At 44.5% G+C, this 15,484-nt stretch carries 15 protein-coding genes; 6 read left to right on the forward strand and 9 right to left on the reverse strand.

Going from position 1 to position 15,484, the window contains the following annotated elements; genetic code table 11:
- Nucleotides 1–4: 4 nt before the first annotated feature.
- From nuoE to BLR32_RS15195, 5 genes are all read right to left on the reverse strand, one after another.
- A complete protein-coding gene (gene nuoE / locus BLR32_RS15175; protein ID WP_089833201.1) occupies nucleotides 5–469 on the reverse strand; it encodes an NADH-quinone oxidoreductase subunit NuoE in 465 nt (154 codons plus the stop codon).
- 16 nt (nucleotides 470–485) lie between these two features.
- Nucleotides 486–2,228, reverse strand: coding sequence for an NADH-quinone oxidoreductase subunit C/D (gene nuoC / locus BLR32_RS15180; RefSeq protein ID WP_089833203.1), 1,743 nt, complete (start codon nucleotides 2,226–2,228; stop codon nucleotides 486–488).
- Nucleotides 2,229–2,240: 12 nt separating this feature from the next.
- The gene (locus tag BLR32_RS15185) at nucleotides 2,241–2,879 is read right to left on the reverse strand and encodes a NuoB/complex I 20 kDa subunit family protein (protein WP_089833205.1); all 639 of its coding nucleotides are present in this window, start codon (nucleotides 2,877–2,879) and stop codon (nucleotides 2,241–2,243) included.
- A complete protein-coding gene (locus tag BLR32_RS15190; protein ID WP_089833207.1) occupies nucleotides 2,860–3,297 on the reverse strand; it encodes an NADH-quinone oxidoreductase subunit A in 438 nt (145 codons plus the stop codon). The genes BLR32_RS15185 and BLR32_RS15190 overlap by 20 nt, the downstream gene beginning before the upstream one ends.
- Before the next feature lie 146 nt (nucleotides 3,298–3,443).
- Nucleotides 3,444–3,875, reverse strand: a complete 432-nt coding sequence (locus tag BLR32_RS15195; protein ID WP_089833209.1) for a CBS domain-containing protein — start codon at nucleotides 3,873–3,875, stop codon at nucleotides 3,444–3,446.
- A gap of 578 nt (nucleotides 3,876–4,453) precedes the next feature.
- Between BLR32_RS15195 and BLR32_RS15200 the strand changes: the two genes are divergently transcribed.
- The 3 genes from BLR32_RS15200 (at nucleotide 4,454) to BLR32_RS15210 (ending at nucleotide 6,717) form a co-directional block, all read left to right on the forward strand.
- Nucleotides 4,454–5,173, forward strand: coding sequence for a hypothetical protein (locus tag BLR32_RS15200; RefSeq protein WP_089833211.1), 720 nt, complete (start codon nucleotides 4,454–4,456; stop codon nucleotides 5,171–5,173).
- Nucleotides 5,174–5,391: 218 nt separating this feature from the next.
- Entirely contained in the window at nucleotides 5,392–5,682 is a 291-nt protein-coding gene (locus BLR32_RS15205; protein ID WP_089833213.1) for a hypothetical protein, read from the forward strand.
- 282 nt (nucleotides 5,683–5,964) lie between these two features.
- Nucleotides 5,965–6,717 (forward strand): polysaccharide lyase family 7 protein, encoded by a 753-nt coding sequence (locus BLR32_RS15210; RefSeq protein WP_089833215.1) that lies wholly within the window; start codon nucleotides 5,965–5,967, stop codon nucleotides 6,715–6,717.
- 21 nt (nucleotides 6,718–6,738) lie between these two features.
- On the opposite strand, the gene BLR32_RS15215 is transcribed toward BLR32_RS15210, so the two are convergent.
- The gene (locus BLR32_RS15215; protein ID WP_089833217.1) at nucleotides 6,739–7,062 is read right to left on the reverse strand and encodes a winged helix-turn-helix transcriptional regulator; all 324 of its coding nucleotides are present in this window, start codon (nucleotides 7,060–7,062) and stop codon (nucleotides 6,739–6,741) included.
- Between the two features lie 108 nt (nucleotides 7,063–7,170).
- Between BLR32_RS15215 and BLR32_RS15220 the strand changes: the two genes are divergently transcribed.
- A complete protein-coding gene (locus BLR32_RS15220) occupies nucleotides 7,171–7,605 on the forward strand; it encodes an ester cyclase (protein WP_089833219.1) in 435 nt (144 codons plus the stop codon).
- 125 nt (nucleotides 7,606–7,730) lie between these two features.
- On the opposite strand, the gene BLR32_RS15225 is transcribed toward BLR32_RS15220, so the two are convergent.
- Nucleotides 7,731–8,729, reverse strand: a complete 999-nt coding sequence (locus tag BLR32_RS15225; protein ID WP_089833221.1) for a hypothetical protein — start codon at nucleotides 8,727–8,729, stop codon at nucleotides 7,731–7,733.
- Nucleotides 8,730–8,976: 247 nt separating this feature from the next.
- On the opposite strand from BLR32_RS15225, the gene BLR32_RS15230 reads away from it, so the two are divergent.
- Entirely contained in the window at nucleotides 8,977–11,262 is a 2,286-nt protein-coding gene (locus BLR32_RS15230; RefSeq protein ID WP_089833223.1) for a tetratricopeptide repeat-containing sensor histidine kinase, read from the forward strand.
- 30 nt (nucleotides 11,263–11,292) lie between these two features.
- Here BLR32_RS15230 and BLR32_RS15235 read toward each other — a convergent pair whose 3' ends face one another.
- A complete protein-coding gene (locus BLR32_RS15235; protein ID WP_089833225.1) occupies nucleotides 11,293–11,940 on the reverse strand; it encodes an NAD(P)H-dependent oxidoreductase in 648 nt (215 codons plus the stop codon).
- Between the two features lie 286 nt (nucleotides 11,941–12,226).
- On the reverse strand, nucleotides 12,227–12,400 hold the full coding sequence (locus BLR32_RS34035) for a hypothetical protein (RefSeq protein ID WP_176842293.1): 174 nt from the start codon (nucleotides 12,398–12,400) through the stop codon (nucleotides 12,227–12,229).
- On the opposite strand from BLR32_RS34035, the gene BLR32_RS15240 reads away from it, so the two are divergent.
- Nucleotides 12,401–15,478: a SusC/RagA family TonB-linked outer membrane protein gene (locus BLR32_RS15240; RefSeq protein WP_089833226.1), complete on the forward strand. Its 3,078-nt coding sequence runs from the start codon at nucleotides 12,401–12,403 to the stop codon at nucleotides 15,476–15,478.
- Nucleotides 15,479–15,484: the final 6 nt, after the last annotated feature.

Consider the following 15,484-nt stretch of genomic DNA (forward strand, 5'->3'; position numbering starts at 1 on the left):
TGTATTATGCATATTTTTTTAAGATATCGTCCAGCATTGCAGGCTCCACATCACTGTACAGATCTTTGTCGATCATCAGCGCAGGAGCGTGATCACAGCAGCCGAGGCATACATTGGGCAGCAGTGTAAATCGCTCGTCTGCGCTTGTTTGTCCCATACGGATCTGCAGCTTCTCTTCGAGGGCTTTATGTAATGCACGGTATCCCATTACATAACAGGAGATACTGTCGCAGAGCAGGATAATGTGTCTGCCCACAGGTCTGCGGAAGATGAGATTGTAGAAAGTAGCGACACTGTCTACTTCCGCAGGACTTATTTCCAGATAGTCTGCAATGGCCTCAACGCTTTCGTCACTGACCCATCCGCGGTGCTGCTGTACAATTTTCAATGCCTCGATCACTGATGCCTTTTTATAAGGCACCAGGCTTATTTCGTGGTCAATTGCCTGTTTTTCTGTTGCTGTAAGCATAAAAAAGTTTATTTCACTATCTATCTATATCTGCCAGTACATAATCCACGCTTCCCAGGATGGAAAGCAGGTCTGCCACTGTATAACCTCTACTGATATATGGCACCATCTGCATATGTGCAAATGACGGAGTGCGTATACGTGTACGATAGGATGAGGTGTTACCATCGCTCACCAGGTAATAGCTGTTAGCTCCTTTTGTAGCTTCCACGCAGCTCATCGCTTCTCCGGGAGGGATAACGGGTCCCCAGCTCACATTCAGGAAGTGATTGATGAGGGTTTCTATATCCTGCATGGTATGTTTCTTAATGGGAGGAGTGGTGAGTGGGTGGTCTGCCTTATAGTTTCCTGCGGGCATATTGTTAAGGCATTGTTCGACGATGCGGAGGCTTTGTCTCATTTCTTCCACCCTAACGAGGGAGCGGTCATAACAGTCGCCATTCTGGGCTATGGGAATATCGAAATCAAACATCTCGTAACCGGAGTAGGGCCTTTTTTTGCGGAAGTCCCATTCGAATCCGCAGGCCCTCAATCCAGGCCCAGTCACCCCCCATTCGATAGCCTCTTCCAATGTATAGACACCGATGCCTTTAGTACGGGCTTTTATGAGGCTATTCCGTAGCACCATGTCATTATATTGCTTCAGTTCTTTCGGGAAGTGGGTGATAAACTCACGTACGAGTTTGTCCCATCCCGCTGGCAGGTCCTGCGCTACACCACCTATGCGGAACCAGTTAGGATGCATGCGGTCGCCGCAGATGGCTTCAATGATGTCGAAGATCTTTTCCCTTTGGGTGAACATGTAGAATACGGGAGATAGTTGACCCAGGTCCTGCGCAAAGGTTCCGAACCATACCAGGTGGCTGTTGATGCGGAATAGTTCGCAGAGCATTACCCTGATCACTTTTACTCTCTCGGGTACTTTGATGCCTGCCAGTTCTTCTACTGCGAGAAGATAGGCGAGGTTGTTCATTACACCTCCGAGGTAATCTACACGGTCTGTATAAGGGATATAGGTGTGCCAGCTCTGGCGTTCACCCATTTTTTCTGCCCCGCGGTGATGGAAACCTATTTCGGGAACAGCGTCTACGATCTCTTCTCCATCAAGTTGCAGGATGATGCGCAGTACTCCATGGGTACCAGGGTGCTGCGGACCGATGTTCAGGAACATAAAGTCGGAGTCTTCGCTGTGTGCCTGCAGGCCCCACTCTTCGGGCTTGAATCGCAGTGCTTCCTGTTCCCGGTCCTGTTTTTCATCCCACAGGTGGAATGGTCCCATTTCTGTTGCCCTGGCGGGATATTCTTTACGGAGGGGATGGCCTTCCCAGGTGAGTGGCATCAGGAGACGAGTCAGATGGGGATGGCCTTCAAAGCGGATTCCAAACATGTCGTATACTTCCCGTTCATACCAGTTGGCATTCTGAAAGATGGTAGTGATGGATGGGAGGCTAGGGTATTCGCCTGCCAGTGCTACCTTGATGCGGATGAACTCATTGTATTTGAACGAGAACAGGTGATAAACAACGGTAAAATCAGCAACAGGTAATTTCTCTTTGCCGGCCCTGTCCCGTTCGTCTATCCCTGATAGATCGTACAGGAGCAGAAAGTGATTTGATTTCAGGTACCCGATAACGGCTTGAATACTTCTCTTACTTGTCCATAGTGTAAGTATTCCGTCGGCTGTTATCTGTTCCTGAAAGGTGTCCGGGCCGAATCGTTGTATCAGTTGTCCGAGTATTTTATGTTCCGTCTCCAGCATATTTATCCGGTTTTATATTTCGTCGATTCCTCTGAAGGAGGTCATGTTAGTACGTATATCGCGTCTGCTTTCTTTCATCGAAGGCATATGTGGTTTTATTACTCCCTGTTCGCCGATAGTCCAGCTGAGCGGGCGGGCTTCCTTACCTACTGCATCGGCGAGTAGTGTCAATCCCTGCATAAATGCGTCGGGTCTTGGCGGACACCCGGGTACATATACATCTACCGGCAGGAATTTATCTACGCCCTGTACAACGCTATATATGTCATACATACCTCCGCTGTTGGCACAGCTTCCCATGGAAATTACCCAGCGGGGTTCCATCATTTGTTCATGGAGCCGTTTGATAATAGGGACCATTTTAATAAAGACGGTGCCTGCGATGACCATGACGTCTGCTTCGCGCGGCGTACCACGGATCACTTCTGCACCGAATCTTGCGACATCATATTTACTGGTGATACTGGTAGCCATTTCAACGAAACAGCAACTTAGCCCGAAGTGGAATGGCCACATGGAATTTTTGCGTCCCCATGCGAGGAGGTCCTGCACGGTAGTGAGCATAATACTTCTGCTGACAGCTTCTTCCATGCTGCCGTTTCCCGAGATATGGCCCGACTGATCGCCTGGCTTACTTAGCCACCATTTCATTTTGTTTCTGTTTTTGTTTGTAGGCTTTTAATATTTTGCTGGCATCTGCTCCTATGTTCAGGGCGCCAATGCCCCACTCGTATATCAGTACGACTACAAGTTGTGCGATAAAGAGCGCTACGCCGATATAACCGGGCCATCCGAGGTCATAGAAGCCAAGGGCCCAGAGCATGATGAATACGGCCTCCACGTCGAAGATGACGAACAACATGGCGACCAGATAGAATTGTACGGAGAAACGAATACGGGCAGAGCCGGTTTGCTCTATACCACCTTCATAGGGCTTGTTGGTGGCGCGGTCGTTGTGACGTTGTCCTAATATATAAGACAATGAAAGGATAGCAGCAAGTAATATTACTACCAGGCCAGCATAGAGCAATAGCGGCCATAAGGGAATACCTTGAGTTTCGTTTCCCATAACGTAAAATTTTCCCGGAAGAGGAATACAGGGGTATTCTCTCCTTTTAATAGAAAAGAAAGATGGTCCTTAATCCGATTTGACATACCATATACCTGACTAACGAAAGCGTAGAAGTGGTACGGACAGTCTAACGTAATTAGTACTTAGCTGATGATGTAATGTTCGAGGTTCTGAATAATGAAGTCTTTGTTGCTGATGACATATTTCAGAATGTCACCGATGGAGATAAGGCCGGTCAATTGATTGTTTTCGATAACGGGGAGATGGCGGATGAACTTATTCGTCATCAATTGCATGCAGTATTCAACTTCTGTATCAGGTGTAACAAATACCGGGCTATCGGTCATAATGTCCCTGACTAGTGTTTCTTTGGAGGAGCGTCCTTTCAGGATGACTTTGCGTGCGTAATCCCGTTCTGTGAATATGCCTATCAGTTGTCCACTTTCGTCCACTACTACTAGTGCGCCTAAATTTTTTTCTTCGAGTACTTCCAGTGCTTCGTACACGGAGCAGGTTGTGCAGATCGTGTAGACCATGTTTCCTTTTATTTGCAGGATATTTCTAACAGTATCCATAACAAAGAATTTAAGGAAGTGACTTTACTATTAAGTTAGGCTTTTTTTGAATAAAAACAACTTTAAATGTGGATTTTAAATTTAGAGAGCTGATAAACGGTATCTGATAGGGGCGTTGCGAGCCCTTTACAGGAGCAGGTTATAGGGATATTTAGTTTAATATATCATCAGGTAGTATATCTATGACGACTAATATGGATAAGTCTGTTGTTATTGTTGCGTCTTTCTTCTGAAAGGTCATCCTGCTGTTCATTTGTTTCAGATGCGAATGGCGCGTAACGTGTTGAAAAATAGCGTACCTTGCACACAAGATTCTCGTTAACAAGCAACTCCAAAACAGCAGCAGGCTTCTACCTGACAGACGGGATAGTATACAGGTATTGTCAAAAGAGCATGTGAATTTTAAAGCCAATTTGTTACTATTGAGCAAATCCACGTATCAGCAATGTGATCCGCAGTGAAGCAAAGCAGTGCGATGAAATTACTATGTTCCAAACAGTAGCAGTGTATAAAGCTTAACCAATTTTAGCTTATCTGTTATCGGCAGCGTTCATCATTTATCACCAAAATCATACACCATGAAAAAGGTTCTCCTTCTTTTCTTGCTCATTCCTCTATTGGGAACAGCACAAACGAAAACAGTACTTTCAATTAACCGCGTATTTGCAAAGAATGATAAAGTCGCCCAATTTGAAAAAGCACTTGCCAGCCATGCGCAGAAATTCCACAAAGGCGATTTGAGCTGGCGGGTATGGAGTATAGAATCAGGTCCGGACTTCGGTGGCTATCTGATTACTGAGGGACCTAATACCTGGGATTCTCTTAATAACCGTGGCGATATCAGTGCTGCACACACGGCAGACTGGAACAATAATATAATGCCGTTGATCGAAGGGCGAGGTTCCGGTGAATATTATGTTTTCCAGGCTGATTTGAGTACCGTGCAGCTCACTGACTATGCTGACAAGGCAGTGATCAACCATATAACGGCGAACCCCGGTAAAATTGCCGATGTGCAGGAGCTTACCAGGAAGCTGAAAAAGGTATGGGAAGCCGGTAAAGAGTCCGTTGCAGTGTACGCTGTGGCCTTTTCCGGGGAGCCCGGCTATATTGCTGTAACACGATTGAGAGAGGGATTAAAAGAATTGTCTGCCGATTACCGCAAACCATTGGCAGCAAGATATGATGAGGCCTATGGTTCGGGTGCATTTGATACCTGGCTGAAAGACTATGCCGGCGCAGTGAAACTCCGTTGGACAGAACTCATCATCTTTAAGCCCGAGTTGAGTTCGAAATAAATACTGATCAATATAACTGGTTAAAAGATCCGGCATCTTTCCTGTTGGCTCCTGTTTTCTCCAGGACAAGCTGCCGGTCTTTTCTGTATCTCCTATGTAGTTATCCGATTCTTTAAGAATAGGAAGAAAAATCCATTTGCTAATCTCAAAAATATATAGTTACTTTGAATAACAAAGTACTTTATTTATTACATAGTGACTCTTTAAAACCCAATACTATGATAGTGCAGAACAAGAGGCTTGCCGGTATTATACTTACCGCCGGACTGTTATTGCTCGTACCATTGGTCGCGATGCAGTTTACCAATGAGGTGAAATGGAGCCTCTTCGATTTTATAGTGGCTGGTTTCCTGTTATTTGGTGCCGGGCTTCTATTAGAGTTGATAATGAGAAAAGCGAAGAGCACAAAATCCCGCATAGTTTTATGTGCAGTTCTTTTTGTTGTTTTCTTCCTGATCTGGGCAGAACTTGCAGTGGGTATATTCGGAACACGGTTCGCAGGAAGCTGAGTAAAGAAGTGCTTTTTTTCAGTATAGCCGGTAAAACTAATTCCGTGCGGGGCAACATTGTTTGTTAGCTTATTAAAAAAAGTTGTCCATACGTTATTACAGATAATCAGGACAAAAGAAAACGCCGGACTGCGGAGTTATTTGCGGCGTAGTTTTTAAATTTTGATAGCGTTATCAACACCTGAGATGCCTGAATATAGCCGCATTGCCTGGTTAAATGTTTTCTTCCACGTCTGTTGTTCCGGCATTAAGGTTATTTATTAATCATTAAAAACATGCCAGATGAACCTATTAAACCCCTGGGGCGGATTAATCCCTTTACGCCCTCAAGCTATTCTATGCACTTTTATACTCTCTGTATTTTTACTTACTGCCTGCAGAAAAGCTGCAATTGAAATAGCAATAAGCCAACCAACCATTTTAAACAGCGAGGCAGACGAGGTTAGTATTGCCGCTGCAAATCCCACAGGTGGCTGGACGCAGACGTCCTACACCTACGCTATACAGACGCCATGGAATCTCTCCCAGAGTAGTCGTTATACCTATTCAGGAGGGGAGCACCGCTTCTGGATCTATCCCGGCGATGCCTGTCAGTTTGAAGGTTGCAGCACCGGCCCTCGCTCTGAACTGCGCATGAATAATAATTATACTTCCGGAAAACATCAGTTTGAAGGAGACGTGTACATTGTTTCCGGTTCAGCAGGAACAGATATTATGCAGGTGTTTGGAGGGGCAACAAATGCAACAGCCATTATGCTCAAAATCCATGCGGGTAGCGGTGGTACTATAAAACGTTATGACAACGAAACATTGATGACCAGCGCTTACGACAAGTGGATACATGTAAACGTACAGCATGATGCGGACAACGGAAAGATATACGTTTACCTGAACGGAACACTTAAAGGCACCTATGCAGATCGTGGAGATGCCACGCATTATTTCAAATGTGGCGTATATAATATATCCGGCTCGAGGTCTGAAACCCGTTGGAAAAATGTAAAGTACTGGAAGAATGGTCCTGTGGGGCAGTGATCAATACAGCCTATTGCTACATCAAGCTATTTCAAACTTAACATACCAGTCCTGGATCTGATCTACAATCGGCAACAGGGCCAATCCCTTTTCTGTCAGCGAATACTCAACCCTGGGAGGTAGCTCTTTATAGGCTACCCTATTTACTATTCCATCTTCTTCTAATTCTTTTAATTGTTCAGTCAACACCTTTCGGGTAATGGTTGGAATGAAAGCATCAATCTGACCAAACCTAACGGTTCTCTGCCTGATTACATGAACAATTAAAGGTTTCCATTTATTTCCAATAGATCCAATGGCCCTTGTAAGTGGACAATGCGAGTTACAGAAATTTTGATCTCTCATATCGGTATTAAAATACTAGTTACCTATTAGTTACTACAAAGTACTAAATTAGTATATTTCAGTAACCATTTAAAATACCTTTACAACTCAATCAAAAAATTATTGAAAATGAATGCATCAGAAGACAAGATGGTAAAGGTATCTGAGGTTGCCAATAATAATACGCTTCATGACTTTTATCAGCGTTACGTTGCGGCTCTGAATGAACGTAATTTCGATGTTGTAGCTACTTTGATACCAGATGAGGTGATGGTGAATGGCCAGCCTAATAAACGGGAAGATGTACTTGCTGCCCTGAAATGGCTTACAGATGTTGTCCCCGATTATAAGTGGCATATTGAAGACCTTTTTATAGATGGTGAACGTATTGCCGTTCGACTGTATGACACAGGCACACCTGCTAAAACTTTCTTTGGTGCTGCACCAACAGGTGGCGCTATCAGGTTTACCGAGTTCGCATCTTACAGGGTTCGGGGCGGCCAATTTGCTGAAATGTGGTATTTGCTTGATACTGCCGCAATAGTAGAACAGCTTAATTCCTAAGCGCCATATAACGGCAAAGTAAAGAAGGTGTCTCATTTTATTTATGAGATACCTTCTTGTTAATAAGTAATATGATCTTTTACGCTGGAGTCATAATACTATAACGCTTTTACTTTACAGTTTCCCTACAATTGTTTGCTGTTACTGAATTTATGCTCTTTATATTCCGCCAGGCGCTTATCAATGATCGACTTCACTATTTCATAGTTACTTTCATTATAGGCTATCTCATTTAATTGCTTCGTCGCAGCCTCCCCGAAATAATTTTCTTTTAACTCAGCGGTTGTTAAGAATGAATATGCAACATCACGGGTATAAAGTATATCGTGTCCACTCATGTTTTGGAGATAAGCATGAATGAACGGTACTTCAGCAGAAAAATCATCTTCCAGGATATAGCCTCTTTTAAGGGCACGTATCCACTCGGTAACAGGCAGCTTTCCTTCTTTAATATCCCTTGCTACGGCTGATTGCTGTTCATCGGTTCTTACTAAATCATTCTCTATAGCCCACTGAAGGAACATCAGATGCGCTGTATTATAAAATTCCTTCGATGACAGGAGTTTTTCAAAACTTTCGTACAGCCATTCATAATAAAAATGATAGAGAGGCATGGGGTTATTCAGTCCGAGAGAAAAATACTTGATGATTTGCCTATCAGTAAACTCAAGCCCCCAGACAATATCATTTTCACTGTCTAAAGGTTTTTTCCATCTGTAAAAGCTTTCACTTCCATCGTCATTCAGCCATATAGGGGAAATCTCGCTACTCTTTAGAGTAGGTTCGCCCAGTTTCATTTTGAGGGATTCAAAATCAGCATTGAAATCCAGGCCCAGGGGGAATTCGGTTTTCGATTTATTATTATACCATCTCACACTGCTCAGCACAGGTATAAAAATTCCCTTTTTATCTCCCTGGATATGGGGAAAATTGTCAAGGTAGATCCGTGCATCAAATAATAAATCAACTCCCAGCTTTTTATTCTCTACCCAATAGGAGGTGTCTGTGCTGCGGTTCGAAATAAAAGGTTTCTTAGGGTATTTGAATCCATTGTTCTCAATAAATGATTTGATCTTGTCATCATCGATCCGTAATCCTACCAGATCTTTAAGGGTATTGAACATTCTTAGGTTTTTAATTTCAAGTTGGGATATCAGTTTACAAAATAGGTAATATTTATACTTTTTTTCTATTTTGCCGGTTGAATTGTGCGTATAACATTTAATCGCATAAAAAAATCTGTGGTTGACGAGAGAAAATGATAGCCTTCTCAGGCTGTCTGACTTTATATTGAGACTATTCAAATTAGCTGATGATACCGGTCCTGAAAGAATACAGGACTAGAGAACTAATTCAAAAAATTTAAGCTGCATGCGTTGCAAGATAATTTTAGCCATTTATTGGACGGCTGTCCTGTTGCTGCTTATCAGCCATTATAGTCTGGGGCAGGATATACGCAGGATGACGCATAGGGAGCTTTATAATTATCCAAGTAAGCAGCTGCTACGCCTGATTGACCAGCAGCCGGAAGATTCTGTAAAAGTGAAGCTCCTTATCGCACTTGGAACTAAAGCCGAATATAAGCCTGGGAGTATAAAGGAAGATATGGATACCGCCAGAGAATACCTGGGGGAGGCTGAGAGGATCATCTATCAACAGAACCTGTACTGGATGAAAAGCGAAATAGCAGAGCTCCTGGGTGTGATGTATTACAATAACGATGAGCCGGAAAAAGGCAGGGCTGCTTTTAGAAAAGGAATTGAATTTTGCAGCAGTGCAGGTTATAAGGAGCAGGAAGCCTCCCTATGGGTGGAAATGGCCAAAATGGAAGATATTGGTGCTACAAGACTGGCTTGTCTGAACAATGCATTAAAATTATTCCAATCCACACACAATAGGTTAAAAGAAGCTGAAACACTGAAAGAGATCGCTGATGTTCACTTAAACCAGGGTAAATATGAATTGTCTGAAAGCGAATTGAACGAAGTGCTGCGCATATACAAAGCTGCAGACTATAAAAGGATCTATTTTACCTACGACTTGCTTTCGGCCGTTTACCACTGGAAAGGAGATTTTGTTAAAGCACAGGAAAGTGCCATGGCAGCCATACAGGCTGCAGAGAAACAAAAGGACTCTGCAATGCTGGGTACCTTTTACTGGCGCCTCGCTGTAGCTTATAAAGACGCTAAGAATTACGAAAAAAATCAGGAGTTCCTGAAAAAATCATTGGCTGTTCAGTTAAACCATCCTTCAGCCTTGCTATATCACGTATTAGGTGAACTGACTGACCAGCTTATCATAGACGGTCAGGTGAAGGAAGCGCTTGACCTTTTATTGCTTGTAAATAAGAAGCAGCCGCCTGCGGATATTCATGACCGGATCAGTCTTGCTTTTTCCACGGCGGACTGTTACCTGGCACTGAAAGATTATGAGCATGCTGAATCTTACTACCTGCGGTATGCGGATATTTTAGGATCTGGCGATGATGTAAACACTGATTTAATTAAGATCTGCCGGTTTTACTTAGGTCGTCATCAGCATAAAAAAGCGGCTGTTTATCTGAAAAGAATGCTGGAAGATGATCCGGTTTACTGGGATTTGACCACCAGCCGGGAAATTAGTTTATTACGCTTCAGGGTGGATTCGGCATCGGGAAATTTGCTGTCTGCAATGAAACATCTGCAACGTTATAATAAGCTGGCTGATTCAGCTTTTGCTATCGAAAAGGTAAAACAGGCGGAAGAGATGCAGGCAAAGTTTGACTTGCAGAATAAAGAAAAGGATAACGAACTATTGAGAGAGCAAAGTGCATTACAGGCAAAGACCATTGAAAAAGAGACATTGGTCAGAAATGGTATTATTGCGGGATGTATCATTCTGCTGCTGCTGTTGGCACTGCTATATAACCGCTATCGAAGTAAAATAAAAACCAATGCTATCCTGCAAAGTCAGCAAGCGGAAATCCGTAAGGCATATGCTGCCCTGGAAAAACTGGTTGGAGAGAAAACCAAGCTACTAAGCGAAAAGGAATTCCTGCTAAAAGAGATACACCACAGGGTAAAAAATAATTTGCAGCTGACTATGAGTTTATTGAATACCCAAAGCAAGTACCTGAACAATGAAGCCGCTATTCAGGCTATTAATGACAGTCAGCATCGCCTGAAGTCTATTTCCTTAGTACATCAGAAATTATATCAGGGAGAGAATGAGGGACTGATCAATATCAAAAATTACATCTATGAGATGCTGGAGTATTTAAAAGATAGTTTCGGTGCAGGCAGGCGTATCCGGTTTAATTTGAACATCGATCAAGTAGATCTCGATGTTGGCAAGGCCGTTTCACTGGGACTGATTTTGAATGAAGCAGTGACTAATATTTTTAAATATGCGTTTCCCGGTACTTCACAGGGACAGATAGATATTACCTTAAGGGTAGTGGAGAGTAGGATCTTTTTCTCTGTCAGCGACAATGGTGTGGGGCTGCCGCCAAATTTCGATATCGCATCCAGCGGTTCCTTAGGACTTTCATTGATTCATCTGCTAAGCACCCAGCTGGAAGGAGAATTAGTAATTGAGAGCAACAATGGTGTGCAGATCGGTTTGACATTTGATATGGAAGATGTGCACGTTGCTACAGTTATTCCCGGGGAGGATTAACTGCCGTATCCTGAAATGCGTCGTCGACGGTTATGGTAGGAACTTTGGTGAGCCCATGTCAAGCGGTCCTTTACCAGGCCAGGGGCCATCAGGAACGGTGAGTTCACTATGAGGCCAGGCCATCCAGTTATTACGTGGCATACTGGCAGCAGTAACCAGGTTTTGCAGCACGACAGAAAGGTCGGCCATCCGCCACACATCTTCATTGGGATCATCCTCCTGACCGGCGGAGGCAGCCATGGCTTCCTGGCCTGTACGCGACAAGACAATTACAGAACAGGGCGGGCTCCAGCAGCCCAGACCTCCAAATACGGCCTGAAGTCTCCCTGCCACTTCAATACCTCCCACCGAATCCATCGTCACCGCACAGGCAAGCGGTTTGCCAAAGAAGGCAGGTGTATTTTCAAAAGCTGTAGCGACTTCGATAAACTGCTGTAGAGGTGAACTCCAGTTGTTCCAATATACCCCCGTTACCACTAAAAAACCATCGCAGCTGGCTAGCAGGTCATATACCTCCCGGATGCCAGGCAGAGGATCAGTAAGCGTCAGTAACGTTGCCTCTTGCTGCAGTTCATTCACCAGTACCTGTACCGCCTGCTTCGCTACTGCCCCTGAATTACCAGTTGTTCCCCGGAGAGATCCATTAATGATTAGTATTTTTTTTACTGTATGTGTCATATGATCCGGCACTCGATTGAGCAATTTTTGTCAGTGCTCTTTTGCTGATTTTAATTTATATCGCCACGAAGGCGCTCAAAGATATGACAAGGCTAGAATGTAAGATACGCTCATAGAGGAATTATTGTTTTTGGTTATTTGAATTATAAATCAATTAGTTGTATTTATTCCCCTCTTCCCGCCACTACATTTTTCTCATTTTTTGCTACAAAAATTACAGCCCGGGCGACGTATTGAACGGTACTTTATAGCGCAATATAAATTCCGCTATGAAGAAAAAAATACGTTATGCAGAAACGGTAACAAGGCTTTGTGTACTTGTTACATAATTACTTACCAGGCCTATACCACCTATGGCCATATTTAATGATTCCAGGGACAATTGAGCGTTTCCACCACCGCTCCAGACATTCCATTCCACATCCTGTTTGCCATCACCCCCTTTAAAACCAATTGTCATATGAACAAATTGCCAAAATCGACAGCATGTTTGCTGCTTATCAAGTTGATGCTATTTTCAGCATTCCTGGCTAATGCCCAGAGCCGTATTGTCAAAGGGAAGGTCACATCGGCCGAAAAAGGGACGCCCCTGAGCAATGTAACGGTACTATTAAAAGGCTCCAATACCAGGACCACCTCCGATGCCAATGGCAGTTTTTCTATCCAGGTACCAGGCAGCAACGCCGTACTCATGTTCTATTTAATGGACTATACTACCCGGGAGCTTCCTGTGCAGGACAAAAGCACCCTGGAGGTTGCGCTGGAGTTAAAGAATGAAAACCTGGGCGAAGTAGTAGTGGTAGGATATGGAACGGTGAAAAAATCGGACGTTACCGGTTCCCTCGTATCACTGAAGTCGAAAGACCTGACACCTGGTGCCAACATTAACGTGGAGCAGACATTGATGGGACGTGCTTCCGGCGTGCAGGTATACCAGAAAAGCGGTGAGCCGGGGAGTGCCATGAGTGTAAAGATCCGTGGCGCCAGTTCTATTACGGCGGGTAATGATCCTTTGTATGTAATAGATGGCATGCCGGTGAACAACCTTGCTCCTGTTACCGGCAGCGGCTCCGGCTTTGTAGCTACGCCCAATCCCCGTAACCCCTTGAACAGCCTGAACCCTAACGATATTGAGTCTATCGAGATATTGAAGGATGCTTCTGCAACAGCTATCTATGGTTCGCGTGGCTCCAACGGTGTGGTGATGATCACTACCAAAAAAGGTAAGAGCGGAAAGTTAAGTGTTAACTACAGCGCTTACTATGGAACGCAGAAAGCATCCAACTCGCTGGAAATGCTGACCGGCCAGCAATATAAAGAGGTGCTGAACGCTATTATTGATGCCGGTGGGGGAGTGGCCTCAGAGAGAGTGACCAACGACCCTGTAAACGTAGACTGGCAAAAGGAACTGTATCGTTCTGCCACTGTGCAAAGTCACGACCTTTCTTTTTCCGGCGGAAAAGATAACACACGGTTCTACGCTTCCCTGGGTTATTTCAACCAGGAGGGTGTGCTGAAAAACTCTTCCGTAAAAAGATATACCGCAAGGTTCAACCTGGAAAACAGCGTCGCGCAGAAATATGCGTTCGGCATGAATCTCAATACCTCTTATATAAGGGACAATTACAACTCCGTAGGTATAGGTGTCAATGAGAATGGTAGTGCATTGTATGCCGCCATCAATTATGATCCTTCCTATCCGGTGTATAATGAGACCGGCGGCTATAACCGCTCTCCCTATATGACCACCATTGACCATCCGCTGATCCTGATGAACGGGCAGTATGCCAACAGTGATGGTTTCAGGACTTTCGGTACTGTGTATGGCGAGTACTTCTTTATACCAGGCCTTTCGCTTAAACTGAAGGGCGCAGGAGATGTGAACATTACCCAGCGGAACACCTGGCTGGATCCGTCTACCATACTTGGATCTCCTACAGGAGGTATCGCTTCTATCAACACCGGTAATGTGAACTATTACATGGGGGAGGCTACGGTGAATTATAAGAAGGATTTTGGAAAAGATCATGTAGTCAATGCAGTGGCAGGTAGCACCTATGAGCATTTTGGTTCTAATTCCTTTGGCGGTAATGGTCGCGGGTACGCTTTACCTGATCTTACCTATAATGCAATAGGTACGGGCAACAGCACATTGAACCAGATTGGCAGTGGCCGTGCTTCTACGAAGATTGTTTCCTTCCTGGGACGCGTAAACTATACCTTCAAAGACCGCTACCTGCTCACCGCCAGCTTCAGGGCTGACGGATCTTCCAGGTTCGGTCCCAATCACCGTTTCGGCTATTTCCCTTCCGCCGCATTGGCGTGGAAAATGCATGAAGAATCTTTCCTGAAGGGCGTGAGTTTTATTGATGAACTGAAGTTCAGGGTAAGTTATGGTGTGATCGGTAACCAGTCCATCGCCAACTATCTTTATATCACTACTTTCTCCGGCGGAGGAGATGCAGTATTCGGTGGCAACCGTTACACCTCCCTGGCGCCTTCCCGTGTAGCCAATCCTGATCTGAAATGGGAATCAGCGAAGCAGGCGGATATCGGTATCGACTTTGCATTGTTCAACAACCGTCTTACCGGTTCCATTGAATATTATGACAGACGGACTTCCGATCTGTTGCTCGACTTACCGCAGCCGCTGAGTACTGGTTTCGGCGTGAAGACACAGAATATCGGTCGCATGAAAAATACCGGTATCGATCTGCATCTTGCCGGTGATATCATACGGAGCAAGCAGGGATTTAACTGGAATGTAGGCGCTGTGCTGTCTACTGTAAAGAATAAAGTGCTGAGCCTTGGGCCTTTGTCGCAGATCCTTACCGGTGGCGCAGGCTTCATTGCCAATGCCAGCATCATCAAGCCAGGAGCTTCTCTGGGATCTTACTATGGATATGAAGTATTGGGCGTATGGCAGACACACGACGATTTTTCTAATGCACCAGCAGGCGTTAAGCCAGGTGATATGAAGTACAGAGATGTGAACAATGATAAACAGATCAATGCTGATGATCGTGTTATCCTGGGCAAGTCATTACCAGACTACACCTATGGCATTACCAATACATTCGGATTCAGAAGATTCTCACTGTCGGTATTCCTGGAAGGTTCTCAGGGCTCCAGCATATTGAACAATGCTGCTATTGACAGTTATTTCCCTGTCAGCTTCCGTAGAAACAAGCTGGCAGAACCTTACCTGAATCGTTGGACACCAGAAAATCCTACCAACAAATATCCATCATTTGTAAATCCTACTTCACAGGGACAGCAAACGGTGAACTCAAGAACCGTGGAGGATGCGTCTTATCTGCGTCTGCAATCTGTGCGACTCAGTTACGACTTCAAGATGCATAACAAGGTAATAAAAGGACTGCAGGCATATGTGACAGGTCAGAACCTGCTCACCATCACTAACTATTCAGGAATTGATCCGGCTGTAAACTCTATCGGTGATGATATCCTGAAGATAGATTACAGTTCTTATCCGATGACCCGCAGCTTTTTATTTGGGGTAAATGTTCAATTCTAAAAACGG

The organism is Chitinophaga filiformis, from assembly GCF_900102545.1.
Lineage (GTDB): Bacteria > Bacteroidota > Bacteroidia > Chitinophagales > Chitinophagaceae > Chitinophaga > Chitinophaga filiformis.